Source organism: Variovorax sp. W2I14, assembly GCF_050435205.1.
GTDB lineage: Bacteria > Pseudomonadota > Gammaproteobacteria > Burkholderiales > Burkholderiaceae_C > Variovorax > Variovorax paradoxus_C.
In genome coordinates, this window is sequence record NZ_JBNDJX010000001.1 from 6,552,083 (window position 1) to 6,571,629 (window position 19,547).

13 protein-coding genes and 1 pseudogene are annotated in these 19,547 nt (G+C 68.0%); 10 read left to right on the forward strand and 4 right to left on the reverse strand.

What is annotated here, in order from left to right:
* Nucleotides 1–21 precede the first annotated feature (21 nt).
* Genes QF040_RS30575 through QF040_RS30595 form a run of 5 tightly spaced genes read left to right on the forward strand, consistent with a single transcriptional unit; the run spans nucleotide 22 to nucleotide 4,747 of the window.
* Nucleotides 22–1,137: a glycosyltransferase family 4 protein gene (locus tag QF040_RS30575; RefSeq protein ID WP_429614071.1), complete on the forward strand. Its 1,116-nt coding sequence runs from the start codon at nucleotides 22–24 to the stop codon at nucleotides 1,135–1,137.
* A complete protein-coding gene (locus QF040_RS30580) occupies nucleotides 1,134–2,399 on the forward strand; it encodes a hypothetical protein (RefSeq protein ID WP_429614072.1) in 1,266 nt (421 codons plus the stop codon). The genes QF040_RS30575 and QF040_RS30580 overlap by 4 nt, the downstream gene beginning before the upstream one ends.
* Before the next feature lie 5 nt (nucleotides 2,400–2,404).
* Nucleotides 2,405–3,637, forward strand: coding sequence for a lipopolysaccharide biosynthesis protein (locus tag QF040_RS30585; protein ID WP_429614073.1), 1,233 nt, complete (start codon nucleotides 2,405–2,407; stop codon nucleotides 3,635–3,637).
* Nucleotides 3,638–3,658: 21 nt separating this feature from the next.
* Nucleotides 3,659–4,306, forward strand: a complete 648-nt coding sequence (locus QF040_RS30590; protein ID WP_429614074.1) for a phytanoyl-CoA dioxygenase family protein — start codon at nucleotides 3,659–3,661, stop codon at nucleotides 4,304–4,306.
* Nucleotides 4,307–4,354: 48 nt separating this feature from the next.
* Nucleotides 4,355–4,747 carry a carboxymuconolactone decarboxylase family protein gene (locus QF040_RS30595; protein WP_429614075.1) on the forward strand — a complete coding sequence of 131 codons (393 nt, stop codon included), beginning with the start codon at nucleotides 4,355–4,357 and terminating at the stop codon, nucleotides 4,745–4,747.
* 303 nt (nucleotides 4,748–5,050) lie between these two features.
* On the opposite strand, the gene putA is transcribed toward QF040_RS30595, so the two are convergent.
* The gene (gene putA / locus QF040_RS30600) at nucleotides 5,051–8,803 is read right to left on the reverse strand and encodes a trifunctional transcriptional regulator/proline dehydrogenase/L-glutamate gamma-semialdehyde dehydrogenase (RefSeq protein ID WP_429614076.1); all 3,753 of its coding nucleotides are present in this window, start codon (nucleotides 8,801–8,803) and stop codon (nucleotides 5,051–5,053) included.
* A 130-nt stretch (nucleotides 8,804–8,933) separates the two neighbouring features.
* On the opposite strand from putA, the pseudogene QF040_RS30605 reads away from it, so the two are divergent.
* From QF040_RS30605 to QF040_RS30615, 3 genes and pseudogenes are all read left to right on the forward strand, one after another.
* Nucleotides 8,934–9,543: pseudogene (locus QF040_RS30605) on the forward strand (helix-turn-helix domain-containing protein).
* A 5-nt stretch (nucleotides 9,544–9,548) separates the two neighbouring features.
* Nucleotides 9,549–10,094 (forward strand): N-acetyltransferase family protein, encoded by a 546-nt coding sequence (locus tag QF040_RS30610; RefSeq protein ID WP_429614077.1) that lies wholly within the window; start codon nucleotides 9,549–9,551, stop codon nucleotides 10,092–10,094.
* Between the two features lie 168 nt (nucleotides 10,095–10,262).
* Nucleotides 10,263–10,754, forward strand: a complete 492-nt coding sequence (locus QF040_RS30615; RefSeq protein WP_429614078.1) for a DUF2147 domain-containing protein — start codon at nucleotides 10,263–10,265, stop codon at nucleotides 10,752–10,754.
* A gap of 5 nt (nucleotides 10,755–10,759) precedes the next feature.
* Here the strand turns inward: QF040_RS30615 and QF040_RS30620 are convergent, their stop codons facing one another.
* The 3 genes from QF040_RS30620 to QF040_RS30630 form a co-directional block, all read right to left on the reverse strand.
* Nucleotides 10,760–11,371: a CPBP family intramembrane glutamic endopeptidase gene (locus QF040_RS30620; protein ID WP_429614079.1), complete on the reverse strand. Its 612-nt coding sequence runs from the start codon at nucleotides 11,369–11,371 to the stop codon at nucleotides 10,760–10,762.
* Between the two features lie 124 nt (nucleotides 11,372–11,495).
* Complete coding sequence (locus QF040_RS30625; RefSeq protein WP_429614080.1) at nucleotides 11,496–12,617, reverse strand: NADH:flavin oxidoreductase/NADH oxidase; 1,122 nt, start codon at nucleotides 12,615–12,617, stop codon at nucleotides 11,496–11,498.
* A gap of 6 nt (nucleotides 12,618–12,623) precedes the next feature.
* Nucleotides 12,624–13,595: a DMT family transporter gene (locus QF040_RS30630; RefSeq protein WP_429614081.1), complete on the reverse strand. Its 972-nt coding sequence runs from the start codon at nucleotides 13,593–13,595 to the stop codon at nucleotides 12,624–12,626.
* A gap of 145 nt (nucleotides 13,596–13,740) precedes the next feature.
* On the opposite strand from QF040_RS30630, the gene QF040_RS30635 reads away from it, so the two are divergent.
* On the forward strand, nucleotides 13,741–14,619 hold the full coding sequence (locus tag QF040_RS30635) for a LysR family transcriptional regulator (RefSeq protein ID WP_429614082.1): 879 nt from the start codon (nucleotides 13,741–13,743) through the stop codon (nucleotides 14,617–14,619).
* Nucleotides 14,620–14,764: 145 nt separating this feature from the next.
* The gene (locus QF040_RS30640) at nucleotides 14,765–19,543 is read left to right on the forward strand and encodes a CapA family protein (RefSeq protein WP_429614083.1); all 4,779 of its coding nucleotides are present in this window, start codon (nucleotides 14,765–14,767) and stop codon (nucleotides 19,541–19,543) included.
* Nucleotides 19,544–19,547 lie beyond the last annotated feature (4 nt).

Genomic DNA, 19,547 nt, shown 5'->3' on the forward strand with positions numbered 1-19,547 from the left:
GGCCCCGGAGCACCTTGCACCATGAAAGTACTGCACGTTGCCGAGACGCTCAAGGGCGGGCTGGAGACGTACCTGCGCACCGTCGCGCGCCACCAGACCACGTCGCCCGACATCAGCCAGGTGAAGTTCGTGCTGCCGGGGCAGGTCGACTGGCTGGGCGCGGAGAACACGCACGTCGTGCCGACCGCGCGCAAGGCTTCGGCGCTGCTCGGGTACGCGAAGAGCGTGCGCGAGATCATCGCGGCGGAGCGTCCGGCGATTCTTCATCTGCACAGCTCGATTGCCGGCGGCGTCGTGCGCGCCATGGCGCTCGCCGGGCAGGTGCCGCGCGGCGTGAAGATCGTCTATTGCTCGCACGGCTGGGCCTTCGACCAGACCGGCCCCGCGTACAAGAACATCGCCTATCGCTGGATCGAGCGGCTGCTCTCCTGGCGCAGCGACGCGATCATCTGCATCAGCAAGCACGAGATCCGCATCGCCGAGAAGTTCGGCATCCTGCGCTGCCGGTGCATTCCGAACGGCATCGACCGCATCGAGCAGTCGATGGTGCAGCAGGGCGCACCGGCGAGCGGCACCAGCGCCACCACCAGTACGAGCACCATCACTGACACTGAGCCCGTCGGGCCGCGCAAGGTGCTCTTCGTCGGCCGGCTCGACAAGCAGAAAGGCATCGATGCCCTGCTCGATGCCTACGCAAGGGTGCGGCCGAACTTCAAGCTCATCGTGGTCGGCGACTCCGTGCGCAAGGACCTGCAGCTCGCGCAGCCCGAGCACGTGGAGTTCAAGGGCTGGCTCGAGAAAGACGCGCTCGATGCCGTCTACCGCGACTGCGATGCCACCATCGTCCCGTCGCGGTGGGAAGGCTTCGGCCTCGTCGCGGTGGAAGCCATGGCGCGCGGCAAGCCCGTGTTTGCTTCGGCCGTCGGCGGCCTTGTCGACATCGTGGAGCACGACCGAAGCGGCCGGCTCTTTTCCCTCGACCAGATGGACCAGGCGCTGCGCGACATCGATGGCCTCTCCGACGCGGCCCTGCAGCAGATGGGGCAGACCGGGCGGCGAATCTTCGAAGAGAAGTTCACCTCGCAGCGCATGAACACGGCCATCGTCAACCTGTACAAGGAGTCGGTTCTCCGATGAAGATTTTTTTCTGCCGCGCCGGGCGTTTCCTGCAGGTCCTTGCATTGCTGAGTGTGTGGATGCTCGCGGGCCATCCGGCGCAAGCCCGAGGCGTGAGCGGCATCGAGACGGACTACCCGGTCGCGCTCAGCGTGCAGATCGACCCCGCCACCATCACCGACGCCGATCTCAATGAAATTCGCGCGGCCGGCTTCGAGTTCGTGCGCTTCGGCGTGCGCCCGCCGCTCAAGAGCGTGAACCCCAGCCTCATCGACTACCCGCGCCTCATCAAGCGCGTGCGCAACGCCAAGCTCGACGCGATCGTGACGCTGTTCGGCGGCAACGCGATCTGGGGCGCGAAGCCCGAAGAGCTGCGCGCGGGCGCCCGCAAGGAAAGCCTGTTCTCCGATTTCGCGGTCGGCTTCATGAAGGCGCACACCGACGACGTGGCGGTGTGGGAAGTGTGGAACGAGCCCGACCACAAGACCTTTCTGAACCCCGCGATGCTGTCGGACTTCGAGGCCGCATCGTCGGAGCTCTGCGCCAACATGGCCAAACAGAAGGTGCAGCCGAACATCGTCGTCGGCTTCGGTTTCGCGAACCTGCCGTTCGTGGGCGGCAAAGTGCCAAGGCAGTTGGAGAACGCCTTCGTCGCAGCCGCGAAGTCCGATTGCCTCACCGACATTTCGATCCACCCGTACCGCCCGGTGCCCGAGACGGCCTTCGGTGATTACGAAAAGCTGCGCGCGCAGCTCGACCAGCGGCAACTGCAGAAGACCGGCATCGCCATTTCCGAATGGGGCTATGCCTCGTACCTGCCGGTGCGCAGCCAGAGCACGCAGGCCTCGCTGGTGTTTCGCGAGTACCTCATCAACGCGGCAGCCGGCATCAAGCTGCTGAACCTCTACGCCTGGCGCGACCGTGGCCGCTCGTCGTTCTCGAAGGAAGACAACTTCGGGATCATGTCGAACGCGGGCGAGAAGAAGGAGGCGTTCTCCGCGCTCACCGAGTTCCTCAAGATCGCCAGGCACTCGAAGAAGGTGTCGTACGACGACGCGAAGGGCGTGAACCAGCTGGTGCTCAAGCGCAACGACGCGCTGCTGCATGTGCTGTGGACGCCCGGCTCCGAAAAAGACGTGACCGTCCCCGTCGCCGAAGGCAAGAAGTGCACGCGCGTCGACTTCTTCCCAGAGGTGCGCCGCGGCAGTTGCGGGCCCCGCGCGGGCGGCGGGTTCTCCGCGAAGGCTTCGGCCTATCCCGTGCTGCTGTCGATCTCGGACTAGACGCGATGGCGCGTCTTTCAGGTATCAGGAAACGTCTCGGTGGCCCGGTCTTCGCGATTGCCGACCAGTGCATCTACAGCGCGAGCCAGTTGCTCTTGAGCTTTGCGCTCGCGCGCGTGCTCTCGCCTTCGGACTTCGGCATCGCTTCCGCGTTCCTGGCGGTCGTGAGCTTCCAGTACATCCTGCACACGGCGATGGTGCACGAGCCCTTGCTGATCCGGCGCTTCTACGTGAGCCGGTCGGCGGCGTGGACGAGTTGGGGGCTCGTCGCGCTCTTCTCGCTCGCGGGTTACCTCTGCTGGCAGCTCATCGTGTTTCCGGGGCAGCTGCGCTGGGTGGGCGTGGCGCTCATCGTCGGCTACGAGATCTTCTGGCTCTCGCGCAGCCTGCTGCTCACCGGGCGGCGCTACGCGATGCTGTGCATCACCGGCGTGCTGATCTGCGTGGGGTATGTCGCGGTGCTCGGTGTCGAAAAGCCGGCGACGTGGGCCGAGGCGCTGCTGCTGGTATCGGCGTTGCAGTTGCCTTTCCTGATCCTCGTGCTGCTGAACCTGCGCAACGTCATGCCCGCATTGCCCGCCGCGAAAGATGCGCAAGGGCTCACCGTGAAGGAGTCGATGGCCTACGGCTGGAAGGCCAGCCTCTCGCAGTTCATGAGCTGGATCATGACGGGCGGGGCCATCCTGCTCCTGGGCTCGTCGGCCGATTCGGAGCAAGGCGGGCTGCTCAAGATCTACATCACCTTCTTGCTGCCGATGCAGTACGTGCTCGCGGCGCTCGGCTACTACCTGCTGCCGCAACTGGCGGCCCGCTGGCATGCCGAAGACCGCAGGAGCGTGCACCGGCTCTTCGTGATGTTCGTGCTGATGGGGTTCCTCATCGCCGAACTCGCCGGCGTGGTGCTGGGCCTGCTTGGGCCGCACCTCGTGGTGCTGGCCTTCGGCGAGAACTACCGCCACATGGATTTTTCGCCCTTCTATTACGCGCCCGCCATCTTTGGTCTCACCATGTGCCTGCGCACGGGCTTCCGTGCCGCGGCGCGGCCGGGCGCGCTGTTGTTCTGCTCGGTCGTGGGCGCGGTGGTGTTCGGCATCGCGATGCTCGCGGCCAAGGCGCCGGTCTCGTACATCCAGACCATCCACGCGATGACCCTGGGCTTTGCCTGCATGGCCGCGCTGATGATCGGCTGGCTGTTCGTGTTCATGCGGGCGCCGAGGCCGAGGCCGCAGGGCGCCTGAGAGGCTGAGAAGCAACCTGCCATGAACAACAGCATCAACCCCTTGCTCCGCGATGTGCGCCTGGACGAGCGCCTCCGGTTCCTCCGGGACGGCGTGGTGTGCCTGCGCCAGATCATTTCGCCCGAGTGGGTGCGGCGCGCGCAGGACGGCGTCGAGCACGAGCAGGTGATGTTCGAGTCGGGCGCCGGCGAGGTCGCGCGGCAGCTCACCGTGACGCGGCGCCTGCGCTGGATCTACGACCAGCTCTTCGACAGCGACCCGATGGCGGCCGGCACCCCGTGGCACCAAGACACCTCGTACGGCCTCGCCGACAGCCACCGCATCGTGCGCGTGTGGATGCCGGTGGACCATGTGCCGCGCGAAACCGGCATCGAGGTCGTGCGCGGCTCGCACCTCTGGAAGGCGGAGCGCGGCTGGGCCGGCCGCATCGAGGTGCGCGACATCGAGGCCAACCGCCGCGCCTTCGACATCGTGGGCTACGAGGTCGACGCGGGCGACGTCGTGGCCTTCAACTACCGCTCTCTGCACCACGCGGGCGCGAGCGGCGTGAACTTCAACCAGAAGCGCAGGGCGTTCGCGATCCTCTATGCGGACGACGCGCTCGCGTTGAGGCACCGGCCGCCGCTGATGCCGCTGGCGGCAAGAGACCTCGGCCCCCGTCTTGCCTGAGGGGCCGACTATCCTTGTGCGCGGCACACCGCTCACTAAGGAGACCCGATGAAACCCCGACCAATCAACTACGAAGACGCTTCGGCCGAAGTGCAGGCCGTGTTCGACGACATCAAGACATCGCGCAACGTGCCCGACGTCAACAACTTCTGGAAGTACCTGGCGAACGACCCTGTGACGCTCAAGCGCACCTGGTCGAGCCTGAAGGAAGTGATGGCGCCCGGTGCGCTCGACCCCGTGGTCAAGGAAATGATCTACCTCGCGGTGAGCGTCAGCAACGGCTGCGGCTACTGCATCGCAAGCCATCACGCGGGCGCGGAAAAAGCCGGCATGACGCCCGAGATGTTCGGCGAGCTCATGGGCGTGGTCGGGATGGCGAACGAGACGAACCGGCTGGTCAACGGGTATCGCGTGCCTGTTGATCCAGCGTTCGACAAGTAAGGCCGCTGCGGTTCGGGGCGAGCGCTCCCATTCGAATTGTCTGGTCGATCCAAAGCAAACCGTTCAGGCTGAGCTTGTCGAAGCCTCGCGCGGCGCTTCGACAAGCTCAGCGTGAACGGTTTTGTCTTTTCGAGCGCAACCTGGCGTCAGAGCGGTCGTTGATAGCCCACGCACCAGCAGCGTGCCCAAGTGCGCAGGGCGTCGGGTGCTCCCCGCAGCGAAATCAAGGGGGAGGGCGAAGCCCGGAGGACATTCGCGGAGGGGAGTACCCGGCGGCCTGTGCACCCGCCCTGAACGACAGCATCAACCGATCGTCATCAAGCTCGCGTTGCCCCCAGCAGCAGCCGTGTTCACGCTCAACGCACGTTCGACCACAAGGCTCTCGAGCGGAATGCCCGTGTCCCCCGGAGCGAACGCGCGCACGCCGACGATCGGCCCTGATCGCGATGCGATGCGATGCACGACGCCCATGAGGCCCGTCGCATCGCCGTGATGAAGAACGGCGTCGAAGACCACCGTCTCCGAAGTCCAGTCGCTCGCAACCGCCACTGACTGCTGCACCTCGGCCGGCAGCGATGCGCGCAGACTTTGCGCGCCCGCATCTGCGGGCCAGATGGCGGTGCTGCCTACCGAGAGCACGGCTGCCAGTTGTACCAGCCGGTCGGCTTCCGCATCGGCCAGGCACAACACGGCTTCGCGCGGCTGCAGCGTGTAGACGTTGCGCTCGCCTGTCGGGCCGGCCAACGTGCGTGAGCTGCCGGAGCGAGAGAGTTCTCCGAAGCGGTGGCATTGCGTTGCCAATGCGCTGCGGTTCGTTTCGTTGGCCCAGTAAGCCAGTGCCGACAAGGCGGAATGCGTTGCGCCCGTCTGCGTCGGCGAGGCGTTACCCGGATCCGCATCTGCAAGCGCACGCACCAGCACATCGTCCGGCCGCTTCGAGAGCATGCGGTACATGTAGAGAGGCCCGCCCGCCTTCGGTCCCGTGCCCGACAGGCCTTCGCCGCCGAACGGCTGCACGCCCACGACCGCGCCGACGATGTTCCGGTTCACATACACGTTGCCCGCCTTCGCGTGCTCCACGATCTGCGCGATGGTTTCGTCGATGCGCGTGTGCACGCCGAGCGTGAGCCCATAGCCCGTGCCGTTGATCTGGCCGACCATCGCGCCCAGGTCGCGGCGGCGATAGCGCACCAGGTGCAGCACCGGACCGAACACCTCCCGCTGCAGCTCGGCGATGTTGTCGAGTTCGATGAGCGTCGGCATCACGTACGTGCCCTGGCGCGTGTCGTGCTCGTATTCGCGGCCTTGCCGGTAGACGCGGCGGCCGCGGCTGCGCATGGTGGCGATGTGGCGTTCGATGTTGTCGCGCGCTTCGGCGTCGATCACCGGGCCCACGTCGACGGCCAGCCGCGCGGGGTTGCCGATGCAGCTCTCGGCCATCGCGCCCTTGAGCATCTCGATCAGGCGGTCGGCCGCTTCCTCTTGCACGCACAGCACGCGCAGCGCCGAGCAGCGCTGGCCGGCGCTGTCGAAAGCCGAGGCCATCACGTCGGTGACGACCTGCTCGATCAGCGCGGACGAGTCCACGATCATTGCGTTCTGCCCACCGGTCTCGGCGATGAGCGGCACGGGCGCGCCGTTCGCGCCGAGCCTTGCCGACAGCGTCTTCTGCAGGATGCGTGCGACCTCGGTCGAGCCGGTAAACATCACGCCTTGCACGCGCGCATCGGCGACCAGTGCGGCGCCCACGGTTTCGCCGCGGCCGGGCAGCAGTTGAACGGCGGCGTGCGGCACACCCGCCTGCCACAGCACGCGGATCGCTTCGGCGGCGACCAGCGGCGTCTGCTCCGCGGGCTTGGCCAGCACCGGGTTGCCGGCCGCGAGCGCGGCGGCCACCTGGCCGGTGAAGATCGCGAGCGGGAAATTCCACGGGCTGATGCACACCATCGGGCCGAGCGCGCGGTGCGTGTCGTTGGAGAAATCGGTGCGTGCCTGTGCGGCGTAGTAGCGCAGGAAGTCGACTGCCTCGCGTACTTCGGCGATGGCGTTGGCATAGGTCTTTCCGGCCTCGCGGGCGAGCAGGCCGAGCAGGCGCGGTTGTTGTGTTTCGAGCAGGTCGGCCGCGCGGTCGAGCAGGGCGGCACGTTCCGTGGGCGGCGTGGCGGCCCATGTTGATGCGATGCCTTGGGCTTGCGATACGGCCGATTCGACATCTGCCAGCGTGGCTTCGCGCACTTGGCCGACCACATCGCGATGGTCCGCAGGGTTCAGCACATCGGCCCAACTGCTGGAGGCTTCGCGGTCCTCGGCGAGCAGCGGCTCAGCGCGCCATGGTTCAGCGGCCGTGGCGTGGAGCGTTTCGCCCAGCAAGCGCAGGCTGTCGTCATTCGCCAGGTCGAGGCCTTGCGAGTTCTTGCGCTGCTTGCCGTAGAGGGCCGCGGGCAATGGAATCGCCGGATGCGGCAGGCCGACCGCGCCTTCCTTCGCCGCCATGTGCTCCACCGTCGCGACAGGACCTTCCACCAGCGCTTCGAGCGGAATCGTCGGGTCCGCGATGCGGTTGACGAACGAGGTGTTCGCGCCGTTCTCCAGCAGCCGCCGCACCAGGTACGCGAGCAGCGTCTCGTGCGTGCCGACCGGCGCGTAGATGCGGCACGGTCGCCCGAGCGGCCCGACCACCTGCTCGTACAGCGGCTCGCCCATGCCGTGCAGGCACTGGAATTCGTACTGCCCCGGCTGGTAGCGCGCCGGGTTCGCCATCGTGTAGATCGCGGCGAGCGTGTGCGCGTTGTGCGTGGCGAACTGCGGGTAGATCGCCTCGGGCGCATCGAGCAGCTTGCGCGCGCAGGCCAGGTACGACACATCGGTGTAGGCCTTGCGCGTGTAGACGGGGTAGCCCTCGAGCCCTTCGATCTGCGCGCGCTTGATCTCGCTGTCCCAGTACGCGCCTTTCACGAGGCGCACCATCAACCGGTGGCGGCTGCGGCGTGCGAGGTCGATCACGAAATCGATCACGAACGGGCAGCGCTTCTGATACCCCTGGATCACGAAGCCGATGCCGTTCCAGCCCGCGAGCGCCGGCTCGAAGCACAGGCGCTCCAGCAGGTCGAGCGAGAGTTCGAGGCGGTCGGCTTCTTCGGCGTCGATGTTGATGCCGATGTCGTACTGCTGCGCGAGCAGCGTGAGCGCGCGCAGCACCGGATACAGCTCGTCCATCACGCGCGCGTGCTGTGCGCGGCTGTAGCGCGGATGCAGCGCCGAGAGCTTGATGGAGATGCCCGGGCCCGCATACACGCCGCGGTGGTTCGAGGCCTTGCCGATCGCATGGATCGCGTCTTCGTACGCGATGCGATAGCGCTTCGCGTCCTCGGTGGTGAGCGCCGCTTCACCGAGCATGTCGTACGAATAGCGGAAGCCCTCGGCCTCCAGCTCGCGCGCGTTGTCCAGCGCCTGCGCGATGGTTTCGCCGGTGACGAACTGTTCGCCCATCATGCGCATCGCCATGTCCACGCCCTTGCGGATCAGTGGCTCGCCGCCCTTGCCGATGAGGCGAGTGAGCACCGTCGAAAGGCCCGTCTCGCTGTGCGTGGCCACCAGCTTGCCGGTGAGCAGCAGGCCCCAGGTCGCGGCGTTGACGAACACCGAGGGGCTGCGCCCCGCATGCGATTGCCACTGGCCGTGCGCGATCTTGTCGCGGATGAGGGCATTGCGCGTTTCGGCATCGGGAATGCGCAGCAGCGCTTCGGCCAGGCACATCAGCGCGACGCCTTCCTGCGAGGAAAGCGCGTATTCCTGCAGCAGGCCCTGCACGAGGCCGGTGCGGCCGGCGGCGTTCTTGCGATTGCGCAACTGTTCGGCGATGCGATGGGCGAGGGCGTGCGCTTCTTCGGCCTGGCCGGCCGGCAGGCGCGCCTGTTCGAGAAGGGGTGGCAATGCCTCGGGTTCGGGGCGCCGGTAAGCGGCGGTGATCTGCGCACGCAAGGCCGAAGGCGGGGTGAGGCCATCGGCGAAATCGATGAACGAGGAGGGCAGAGGGTCGGGGTTGTTGGCGCTCATGTCGAATCCGTGCTGGTGAGTTGTTGAATGATCTCAATCTCTTTGACGAATATTCGTTCGAAGAATGGCCGCTTCGCCGAGCAAATGACGGGTTGACGGAGTTTCTTATTTGGTGGATATTTCCTCCAATATGAAGGAAATAACGCCCGCCCCGACTACCACTGCCACCACCCTCAACGACCGCATCGCCCAGCGCGTGCGCGACCTTCGCGCTTCCCGCGGCCTGTCGCTCGATGCACTGGCCACGCACTGCGGCGTCAGCCGCTCGATGATCTCTCTGATCGAGCGCGGAGAGAGCAGTCCGACCGCAGTGCTGCTCGAAAAGCTCGCCACCGGCCTCGGCGTTCCGCTCGCCTCGCTGTTCGACGATGCGGAGCCGGTCGCCAGCCCCGTGTCGCGGCTGGCCGACCAACTGCAATGGCGCGACCCGCACTCCGGCTATGTGCGCCGCAACGTCTCGCCCGGTGGGGCCATCTCGCCGATTCAGATCGTGGAGGTCAACTTTCCGCCCAAGGCCCGCGTGGCCTACGAAACCGGCGCGCGCGAGCCGCGCATCCACCAGCAGGTGTGGGTGCTCGAAGGGCGCATCGAGGTCACTGTGGGCGACGACCTGCACCGGCTCGACGCGGGGCGACTGCCTCGCGCTCACGCTCGACCAGCCGATGAGCTACTACAACCCCACGCGCAAGACCGCGCGCTATGCCGTCGTGATCACCACGGCACCCACCTCCTGGAGATGAACGACATGACGACAACGACAACTGAAGAAGCGCCCCGCATCCGTGCCCTTGCGGCGGCGAGCGATGCGGAGGTGCACGCACTGGCCGGCCTGCTGATCGATTGCGTGGAAGGCGGCGCGTCGGTGAGCTTCATGCTGCCGATCACGCGCGAACGCGCCCTCGCGTTCTGGCGCAAGGTGGCCGACGGCGTGGCGCGCGGCGAACGCGTGCTGCTGGTGGCCGAAGACGCCGAGGGCCTCTTGGGCACTGTGCAGCTCGTGCTCGACCAGCCCGAGAACCAGCCGCACCGCGCCGAGGTCTCGAAGATGCTCGTGTACCGCCGCGCGCGGCGCCGCGGCATCGGCGCGCTGCTGATGGGCGCGGCCGAGGACGCGGCGCGCGAGCATCGCAAGACGCTGCTGGTGCTCGACACATCGAGTGCCGAGGCCGAGCGGCTCTATGAACGAATGGGCTGGCTGCGCGTGGGCGTGATCCCCGGCTTCGCGCTGCTGCCGGAGGGTGAGCCGTGTGGCACCACGTTCTTCTATCGCGCGCTGGCGGGGCACGCATGAGCGGTTCGTTGGACGCCGCGGCCGGCTGAGCGGCATGGATTTTTGTATCGCACCGTGTCTGGTGCCGCGCCAGATACGCAGCGCGACGAATCGGCAGGTGAACCGAAACACGTGAAGGCGCGTGCCGCGATGGAATGAGCGCTTCATCCACTCGACACGAAGCCCGCCATGACCCTGCTCTCGCTCCACCATCGTTCAGGCCGCGCGCTTGCCGCCGTCCTGTTGCTCGCTACAGCTTTCGCCGCGCAGGCCCAGCCTTCATCCGCCGCCGATCCGCGCGGACGGTGGATCACCGCGAACGGCAACCTCGAAGTCGAGGTCGCGCCCTGCGGCGCCGCGCTGTGCGGCACCGTCACCAAGGTGTTGGGCAACCGCTCGATGGCACCCGGCGGCGGCGACATGCAAGCCGCCGACAAACGCCCGGCGCTGGGCATGACGCTGCTGAAGGACTTCGCGCCCGTCGATGCAACCGCCGACCCCGCGCGGCCGCCCACCCAATGGGCCGGCCAGATCTACAACCGCGAGAACGGCAAGCTCTACAGCTGCAACATGTCGGTCAGCACCGCCGGCAATGCGGCGGGGGAGTTGCTGCTGCATGCGTATGTCGGCATCCCGCTCTTGGGGAAGACGCAGCGATGGGTGCGGGTTGCGTCGGACTGAACGGGTCAGAGAAACGGCAGCGTGTCTGCCAGCATGTGCGCAAACACGACGGGCCAGAGCCAACCCGTGCGCAGATAGAAAGCGCCGAATACCAGACCTGCGACGGCAATCGACAAGGCGCCGTGCGGGCCTTGGTAGAGGTGGTACAGAACCCGGACCAGAAGGCTCAGCCCCAGTGCGAACGAAGCACCGCGATGGCGGAAGCCTTTCATGAGGTAACCCAGCAGAAATACTTCCTCGTAGAGACCGTTGACCACCGACAGCAAGAGAACCACGGCGAGCGAAGGGCGGGCCGTAGCCATGAGCTGGTCGATCGGCTGGGACGCGCTGCTCGCGAAGGGCGCGAGCGCGATCCAGATCGCCAGTACGCAAGCGATGTAGAGCAGCGCACCGACACCGCAGCCGATCCACGATGGCGACGGCAGAAGGTCTGCCACGGCATAGCCCCGGCTGCGCAGGACCAGAAGGGCGATGGGCCCGATCACCAGTTCGAACCCCACGATTCCGAGCAACGAGGCATCGGTGATGGCGCCACTGCGAAACCCCGCGCTCACCGACCACAGCGATCCGAGGATGAACCACCCGAAGCAAAGCGAGACCATGCCCAGGGCTTCCATGGGCGTGGCGTTGGGGGCAACGGGAGACTGTTTCATTCGCGGACGAAGGCGATGGCCCGGCGGGCCCATGACGCCGGGCGGGATGGTAAGGCAGAGCCGGGCAGCCGGACCCGGTCTTCGTCTGCTAACGCGCCCCGAACGCCGCGTTCTCGAACAGGTCCTTGAACTCCCGCGGCTGCGAGCGCCAGTACTGGTGCGGCGCCTTCACCTGCGCGCCCAGCTCGGCGGCCGCATGCCACGGCCAGCGCGGGTCGTACAGGATCGCGCGTGCCAGCGACACCGCATCGGCCTGTCCCTTCGCGATGATCTCTTCTGCCTGGCGCGGTTCGGTGATGAGGCCCACCGCGATGACCGGCATGCCGACTTCGGACTTCACGCGTTCGGCGAACGGCACCTGGTAGCCCGCGCCGAGCGCGATGGCCTGCTTCGGCGACACGCCGCCGCTGGACACGTGAATCGCCGCGCAGCCGCGCGCTTCGAGCGCTTTGGCGAACGCGACGGTGCCGTCGAGGTCCCAGCCGCCCGGCACCCAGTCGACGGCCGACGCGCGCACCCACACCGGCTTGTCGGCGGGGAAGGCTTCGCGCACCGCATCGAACACCTCGAGCGGAAAACGCATGCGGTTCTCCAGGCTGCCGCCGTATGCGTCATCGCGGTGATTGGCCAGCGGCGAGAGGAACTGGTGCAGCAGGTAGCCGTGCGCCGCGTGGATCTCCAGGCCGTCGAGACCCAGCCTCGCCGCGCGCCGTGCGGCATCGACAAAAGCATTGCGGATGCGCGTGAGGCCCGCGGCATCGAGCGCGAGGGGCGCATCTTCCGTTGGCGCATGCGGCACGGCCGAGGGCGCGTATGCCTTCCATCCGCCGGGCTCGCCCGGTGCGATCTGCTTGCCGCCTTCCCATGGCGCGCGGCTCGATGCCTTGCGCCCGGCATGCCCGAGCTGCATCGCGATCTTGATGGGGGAGTGGGCCCGCGTCGCCGCGAGCACGCGGGCCAGGCCCTCTTCGTTGGCATCGGAATAAAGCCCGAGGTCGCCGGGCGAGATGCGCCCTTCGGCCTCCACCGCCGTCGCCTCCAGGATCATCAGCCCCGCGCCCGAAAGCGCGAGGTGGCCGAGGTGGATCAGGTGCCAGTCGCCGGGCGTGCCCTCGGTGGCGGAGTACTGGCACATCGGCGCGATGACGATGCGGTTGTCCAGGCGAAGCGGGCCGAGTTGCAGGGGTGTGAAGAGTTGGGCTTGGCTCATGTCATGTCACGAAGTGGCTGCGCAGGTGCCGCGATTCTGGAGCGGCGGCACGGCCTCTGCTGCCGGCGCCGCAGAAGCCTTGCGGCCGGCCGCGGTATGGATGAGCAGCGCGCCGATCACCATCGCCATGCCGACGGCTTCGTTTGCCGTGGGCATCTTGCCCATCGCCATGCTCATCAGCAGCGCCGACACGGGTACGAAGTTGAAGAAGGCCGTGCCCGTGACCGCGCCCAGCTTGCTCACGCCGTAGTTGAAAGCCAGCACCGCGATGGCCGAAGACACCAGGCCCACATAGAGCAGCGCCTCCCACGACAGCCGCAGCCCCTCGGCGCTCGGCATGTGCGAGAGCCCCAGCACGCTCGCGCCGACGGTGACGGCCAGCAGCAGCGGCCACGCGGCCAGCACGGTGAGTGCGCTGTACTCGATCACGTCCAGCTCCGGAAAGCGTGCGGCGCCGCGCGTGTACCAGACCCAGCCCAGCGTGCCGACGAAGGCCACGGCGTCGCCGAAGAGCGTCGATTCGCCCGCCGCCGCATTGCCGAACAGCAACCCCGACACGATGGCCACGCCGAGCAGCGCCAGCGCCGATGCCAGCAGCGTCGAGCGCGTGGGGCGCACGCCGTCGAGCGCCCAACGCAGCAGTTGCGTGGTCATGGGCGTGGTCGCCACGATGACCGCGCCGTGCGAGGGCACCGAGTGCGCGAGGCCGACCAGCAGCATCACGCTGAAGACGCCGAAGCCTGCGAATCCGCGCAGCGCCAGCGGCCCCGCATGCAGCTTGAGCTTGCGCCAGGGTGCCATGCCGCGCGGAAGAATGAGCAGTACGAACAGCAGCGCGGACATGGTGTAGCGGGTGAGCGTGAACCACACGGGTTCGACGTGGTGGAGCACGCCCTTGCTGACGAGGAACATGCCACCCCAGCTGGAGGTGGCGAGCAGCAGGGCGGCGATGCCAAGCAGGCGTTGACGAGGAGACATGGTGAGCGACACGGGGAGCCTTTTGCGATGAATCAATGGCTCCAAGAATCGCGGTTCGCGGCTCCGATTTCCATTCGCTTCTTTGGACGGGCCCCTCCAAAAAAGCGAATGGTCGAATCGGACCGAAGCGCCCACAATTTGCCCCATGGAGCTCTACCAACTCAAGACCTTTGTCGCCATCGCCAGGGAGGGCAGCCTGACCCGCGCCGCCGAGCGCGTGTTCACCAGCGCCCCGGCGGTCAGCGCGCAACTCAAGGCGCTGGAAGACGAACTGGGCGTGAAGCTGTTCGACCGCACCCCACGCGGCATGGTGCCCACCGAAGCCGGCCACAGCCTGCTCGACGAGGCCGAGCGCACGCTGGCCTCTGCCATGCGCATGCGTTCGGCCGCCGACCAGTTGCGCGGTGCGGCGCAGGGCGTGGTGCGCTTCGGCACGGTGGTCGATCCGGTGTCGCTGAAACTGGGCGAGGTGCTGGTGAAGCTGGCGGAGCGGCATCCGCAGGTCACGCTGCAACTCAAGCAGGGGCTGTCGTTCGAGACGCTGGCCGGCGTGCAGCGCGGCGAGCTCGACTGCGCCTATGTGCTCAGCGACAGCGAGCAGTCCGAGGGCCTGGAGTTGCGGCGCCTGAGCGTGGTCGACCTGGCCGTGGTGCTGCCGTTGCCGGTGGCCCAGGCGCACCCCGATCTCTCGCTCGACGCGCTCGTGAACCTGCCATGGGTGGGCACGCCGACGTCCTGCATCCTGCGCGTGCACCTCGAAAAACTGTTCGCGAGCGCGGGCCGCGAGTACCAGCAGGGCCGCACCGCCGATGGCGAAAGCGCGATCCGCAGCATGGTCGCAAGCGGCATGGGCGCGGGGCTGATGCGGCTCGACCAGGCGGAGCAGGGCGCGCGCAATGGCGAGCTTGCGATCTGGAACGGCTGGCGGTCGCACACCTGGCTCTGCTGGATCGCACCGGTCGATGGCAAGCGGGCCGTGTCGGTCGATGCGGTGCGTGGGGCGGTGATGGAGGCGTGGGCCTGAGCTTCGCGACCCCTCGCGCAGGGTGCGCAGGCCCTAGACCCGCTACCTGAGCACGACCTGAATAAATGGCTCCCCGAGCAGCGGCCCACGTCCCGGGTTATCGGGATGGCAGGCTGCGTCGTGCCCTGTCATCATTCGCGGTGGAATGACTCACGAACCGAACTCTCTCTCCGATCTGTTGAACCGTGCCAGGCTTGCCCTGGCCGATGCCGAGGGCGCATTGCCTCCCGCATCGCCCGCCACCGCGGAGGCGGGATGCGTGGTGTTCTTCGCCATGGGCGAAGGCGAAAGCCGGGCCCGCGTGGTGTCCGGACGCGGACCGGACATCGAGACCGCATGGAAGCGGGGCGCCGATGCGGCGGCCGTTCAGGCCAAGCGCGGCGACCGGCCTTTCGAGCGCCTGCGCGCGGAGATCGTCGACAAGGTCACGGCCATGAGCTGGGGCGAGTTGAAGGCGAAGCTGGCGCAAACCAAGCGCAACTACTTCAACCTCGGCATCGCCTTCGACGCCAACTTCAAGCACGCGCTGCTCGCGCAGGAGATGCAGGGCGCGGCAGTGCTCTACAGCGGCGAGGTCGAGCATGCACTGCCCAACCTCGCGAACCTGCGGCTGCACGCCAAGCGCCGCTTCGGCACCGAGATCGACTTTCCCTCGGACGACGCCGCGCCCGTCTGGTGCTTCACCACCCGCGCGGTGTATATCGATGCCCAAGGCGCCTGGCCGATCACCGCCGAAGGCCAGGCCGCGGGCTTTCGCCGGCTGGACGACTGGAACGCGCGGCAGGTGCGCACCCTGATCGACTCGGCCAGCGACTACCTCGCCGAACAGGTCAAGCCCACCGGCGAATTCCACTACGGCTGGTTTCCCTGCTTCGACCGCGCCATTCCCACCTACAACACCCTGCGCCACGCCAGCACGACCTACGCGATGCTCGAAGCCTGGGAGCTCACGCGCAGCGCCACGCAGAAGGCGGCCATCGACCGCTCGCTGGGCATCCTCACGCAAAAGCTGATCCGGCAGGTGCCATTGCCTGATGGCGCGCAGGCGGCGCTCCTGGTGGACGTGGGCAACGAGGTCAAGCTCGGCGGCAACGCGGTGTGCCTGCTCGCGCTGGTGAAGTACACCGAACTCACCGGCGACCGGCAGTACATGACGCTGATGGAGCAGCTGGCCCTCGGCATCCGCGCCATGCAGGACCAGAAGAGCGGGCGCTTCGTGCACGTGCTCAACTTCCCCAAGCTCGACATCAAGGATGCGTTCCGCGTCATCTACTACGACGGCGAGGCCGCGTTCGGGCTGATGCGCCTGTACGGGCTCACGCGCGACGAGCGCTGGCTCGCGGTGGTGGAGAAAGCCTTCGACCATTTCATCGCCGCCAAGCACTGGCAGGCGCACGACCACTGGCTGAGCTACTGCGTCAACGAGCTCACGCGCTACCGGCCCGAGACGCGCTACTACCAGTTCGGCCTGCAGAACGTGGCCGGGTACCTGGACTTCGTGCTGGAGCGAATCACTACCTTCCCGACGCTGCTCGAATTGATGATGGCGGCGCGCGAGATGGTCCTGCGCATCGATGCCGACCCGGCGCTGCGCCCGCTGCTGGCGGGCCTTGACCGCGACAAGTTCGACCGCGCGCTGGAGCACCGCGCGCGGTATCTCGCCAATGGCCATTTCTGGCCCGAGCTGGCGATGTTCTTCCGCAACCCGGACCGCATCGCAGGCTCGTTCTTCATCAAGCACCACAGCTTCCGGGTGCGCATCGACGATGTGGAGCACTACCTGTCGGGCTATGTCGCGTACCACCGGATGCTGCGCAACCGCGAAGCGCAGCAGGCCGAAGCCGGCGCTGCGGAGACGGGCGCCGCACCGGGTCCGCGCGGCCCGAGCGGCGTGGTGGCCTGGGGCGGCGACGTGAACCTGGGCCGGCGCCAGCACTACCGGGTGGCCGAGCTGGGCGGACCGCAGGCGATGCTCGGCAACATCGCCGCGCTGCGCGATGCGGACCTGCGCATCGTCAACCTCGAATGCGTGGTCGCGACCACCGGCGAGCAGGGCGCCGACAAGGACGAGACCGGCGCCTACTACTACCGCGCACGGCCCGAGATGATCGACGTGCTGACGGCCGCGCGCATCGATCTCGTGAGCACCGCCAACAACCACAGCGGCGACTACGGCCCGCAGGCCCTGCTGGAGCAAAAGACGCTGCTGGACGCCGCGGGCATCGGCTCGGCGGGCACCGGGCCCGACCTCGAGGCCGCGCTGCAGCCGGTGATGGCCCGCGCCGGCGAGGTGCGGGTGGCGCTGTTCTCGCTCGATGCCACGCAGCCGAAATTCGCGGCCACGGCCTGGCATCCGGGCGGCGCCTACCTGTCGCTGAGCGACCCCGCCGAATGGACTGCGGTGCTCGCGCCGCGCATCGCGCGGGCGCGGTCGCACGCCGACGTGGTGCTGGTGGCGGTGCACTGGGGCGACAACCTGGAGACCGTGCCCTCGCGCGCCGAGATCGCCGTGGGCCACGCGATCGTCGATGCGGGTGCCGACGCCATCCTCGGCACCTCGGCGCATGTGCTGCAGGGCATCGAGCTCTACCGCGGGCGGCCGATCATCCATGACGCCGGCGACCTGCTGTTCGATGCGATGCGCGGCGATGCGTGGAACGCGGGCATCTTCTCGCTCACGCTCCATGCGCACGGTGTCGAGCGGGTGCAGTTCACGCCCATCCGCGTCGATTTCGGGTTCTCGGAGCAGTACGAAGGCGACCGCGCGCGCGCCGCGAGCGAACACTTCGCCGCCCAATGCCGCGCGCTGGGCACGCAGGTCTTTCCGACGCCCGAGGGTGGCTGCGTGCTGCACCTGGCGCCGCCCGTGCGCGAGGTGCTGCCGCAACAACCGCTGCAACCCGTGACGGCTGATGCGGCGGTGGTTCGCCCCGCCTCGCCGCCCTTGCGCACCGCCAGGCCCGGCTGGGTCGTCGATGCCGTGCCCGCGGACGCGGCCATGCCGCCGCTGAAGATCGGGCCGCTGCGCCTCGTGGGCATGCGCTGCATGCCCAACCAGGTCTTCGGCCGCCAGTTGCTGTGGGTGGAGTCGTTCTGGACGGTCGATGCGCCCGTCGAGGCCGACCTGCGGCTGCAGTTCCGTGCGCTGCCCGTTCGCAGCAAGACCATGCCGGTGTGGGGCGACGGCATGGACCACGACCCCTGCGACTGGATGTGGCCGACCAGCCGCTGGACCCCCGGGCGCATCTACCGCGACCGCTACGGCCTGCGGCCGCCGCTCACGCGCCAGATGGAAAGCGACGTGCTGCAGCTCGAAGTGCGCCTGCGCGGCGCACCCGAACTGCCCGCGGCGCGGCGGCTTCCCGTGTGGTGCGGCCTGCGCATGCCCGGCGTGCCGGCGCCGTTGCCCGAGACCCGCGCGCCGGTGCTGTCGGTCAACCTGCCGGGCGCGAGCCGCGATCCGGGGCCGGTGTGGACGGCCGAGCAGCTCGCGCAGATCACCGGCGGCCAGTGGCTGGTGCCGCCGCCCGCGGGCTGGTCGGTGCAGTCGGTGGTGCGCCTTCCGATGCATTTGAAGGTGCGGCCGGGGCCGGCGCTGTTCGTCGCATCGGACTACCGCACGCTGGCCGCGCACGAGAACTTCAGCCACGCGCCGGAAGACTGGGACCAGCACGACGACCTCCCGCGCCTGCACACCCAGTGCGCGGGCGCGATCGTGCAGCACGCGGTCGAAGGATTGCCGCCGGACTTTCCGCTGCTGCAGGTGCCCGACCCGATCCGTGCGCTGCTCTCGCTCGGCGCGGCCGCGCGGGCGCGCTACAAGGGGCTGGTGGTGGGCGTCACCGGCACGGTGGGCAAGTCGTCCACCATCGCCATGGTGCGCGACCTGCTGCCGCCGGGCGCGCGCGTGCTCACCACGGTGGAGAACAACAACTCGCGCGTCGGCGTGCCCGGCGCCATGGCGAGCCTGGGGCCCGACGTGGACGTGTGCATCCTCGAGATGGCGCAGAGCGCGCTGTGGATGGACCGTGGGCCGATTTCGCTGGAGGCGCGCCCGCATGTGGCGATCCTCACCGAGGTCGGGCTCTCGCAGACCGCCAAGACCAACACGCTGGAGAAGACGGCCGAGTACAAGTCGCGCGCCTTCCTCGGGCTGGAGCCCGGCGGCATCGCCGTCGTGAGCGGGCACATTCCCCACCTCGCGAAGGTCGTGAAGGCCGCGATGCGCACGGCCGCGAAGGTGTGGACCGTGGGCACCGGGCCGAGGGACAACATCCGCCTGCTCGATGCGCGGCCCGAATCCTCGGGCTGCCGGGTGCGGCTCTCTTTCAAGGGGCGCATCCACGAGTACCTGTTTCCGGTCGCGAGCATCGGGCTGGTGCGCAACTCGGCACTGGCCTTCGCCGCGATCGTGGCGATGGGCTTCGATGCCGAAGAAGCCAGCGCGCGCATGCCCAATGTGCGGCTGCCCGCGTCGGTGATGCAGGTGGAGCCGCTGCGCACCCGCAATGGCGCGCTGGTCACGCTGGTCGACGACAGCTGGAACGCCGAGGTCATGTCGATGCGCAACGCGATGAGTTTCGTGCGCAGCTACCGCGCACCGTCCGGCAACACGCCGGTCGCGCGCAAGGTCGGCGTGCTCGGGCGCATCGTGAACCTGGGCGAGCAGGCCGAGGCGATGCACCGCGGGCTGGCCGAGCCGCTGCTGGCCTCGGGCATCGCGCACCTGGTGACGCACGGCGACGAGATGCGCTGGCTGCGCGAAGAGGTGCCCACCAGCCTGCTCGGCCCGCATTTCGACAACGCGGCCGAGCTGACCCTGTACCTCGGCGAGTACCTGCGCGACGGCGACCTGCTGCTGGTGAAGGGTGACCGCGACCGCTCGGACTTCGGCACCATCCCTTCGCTGTTGAAGAAGCTGTGACGGC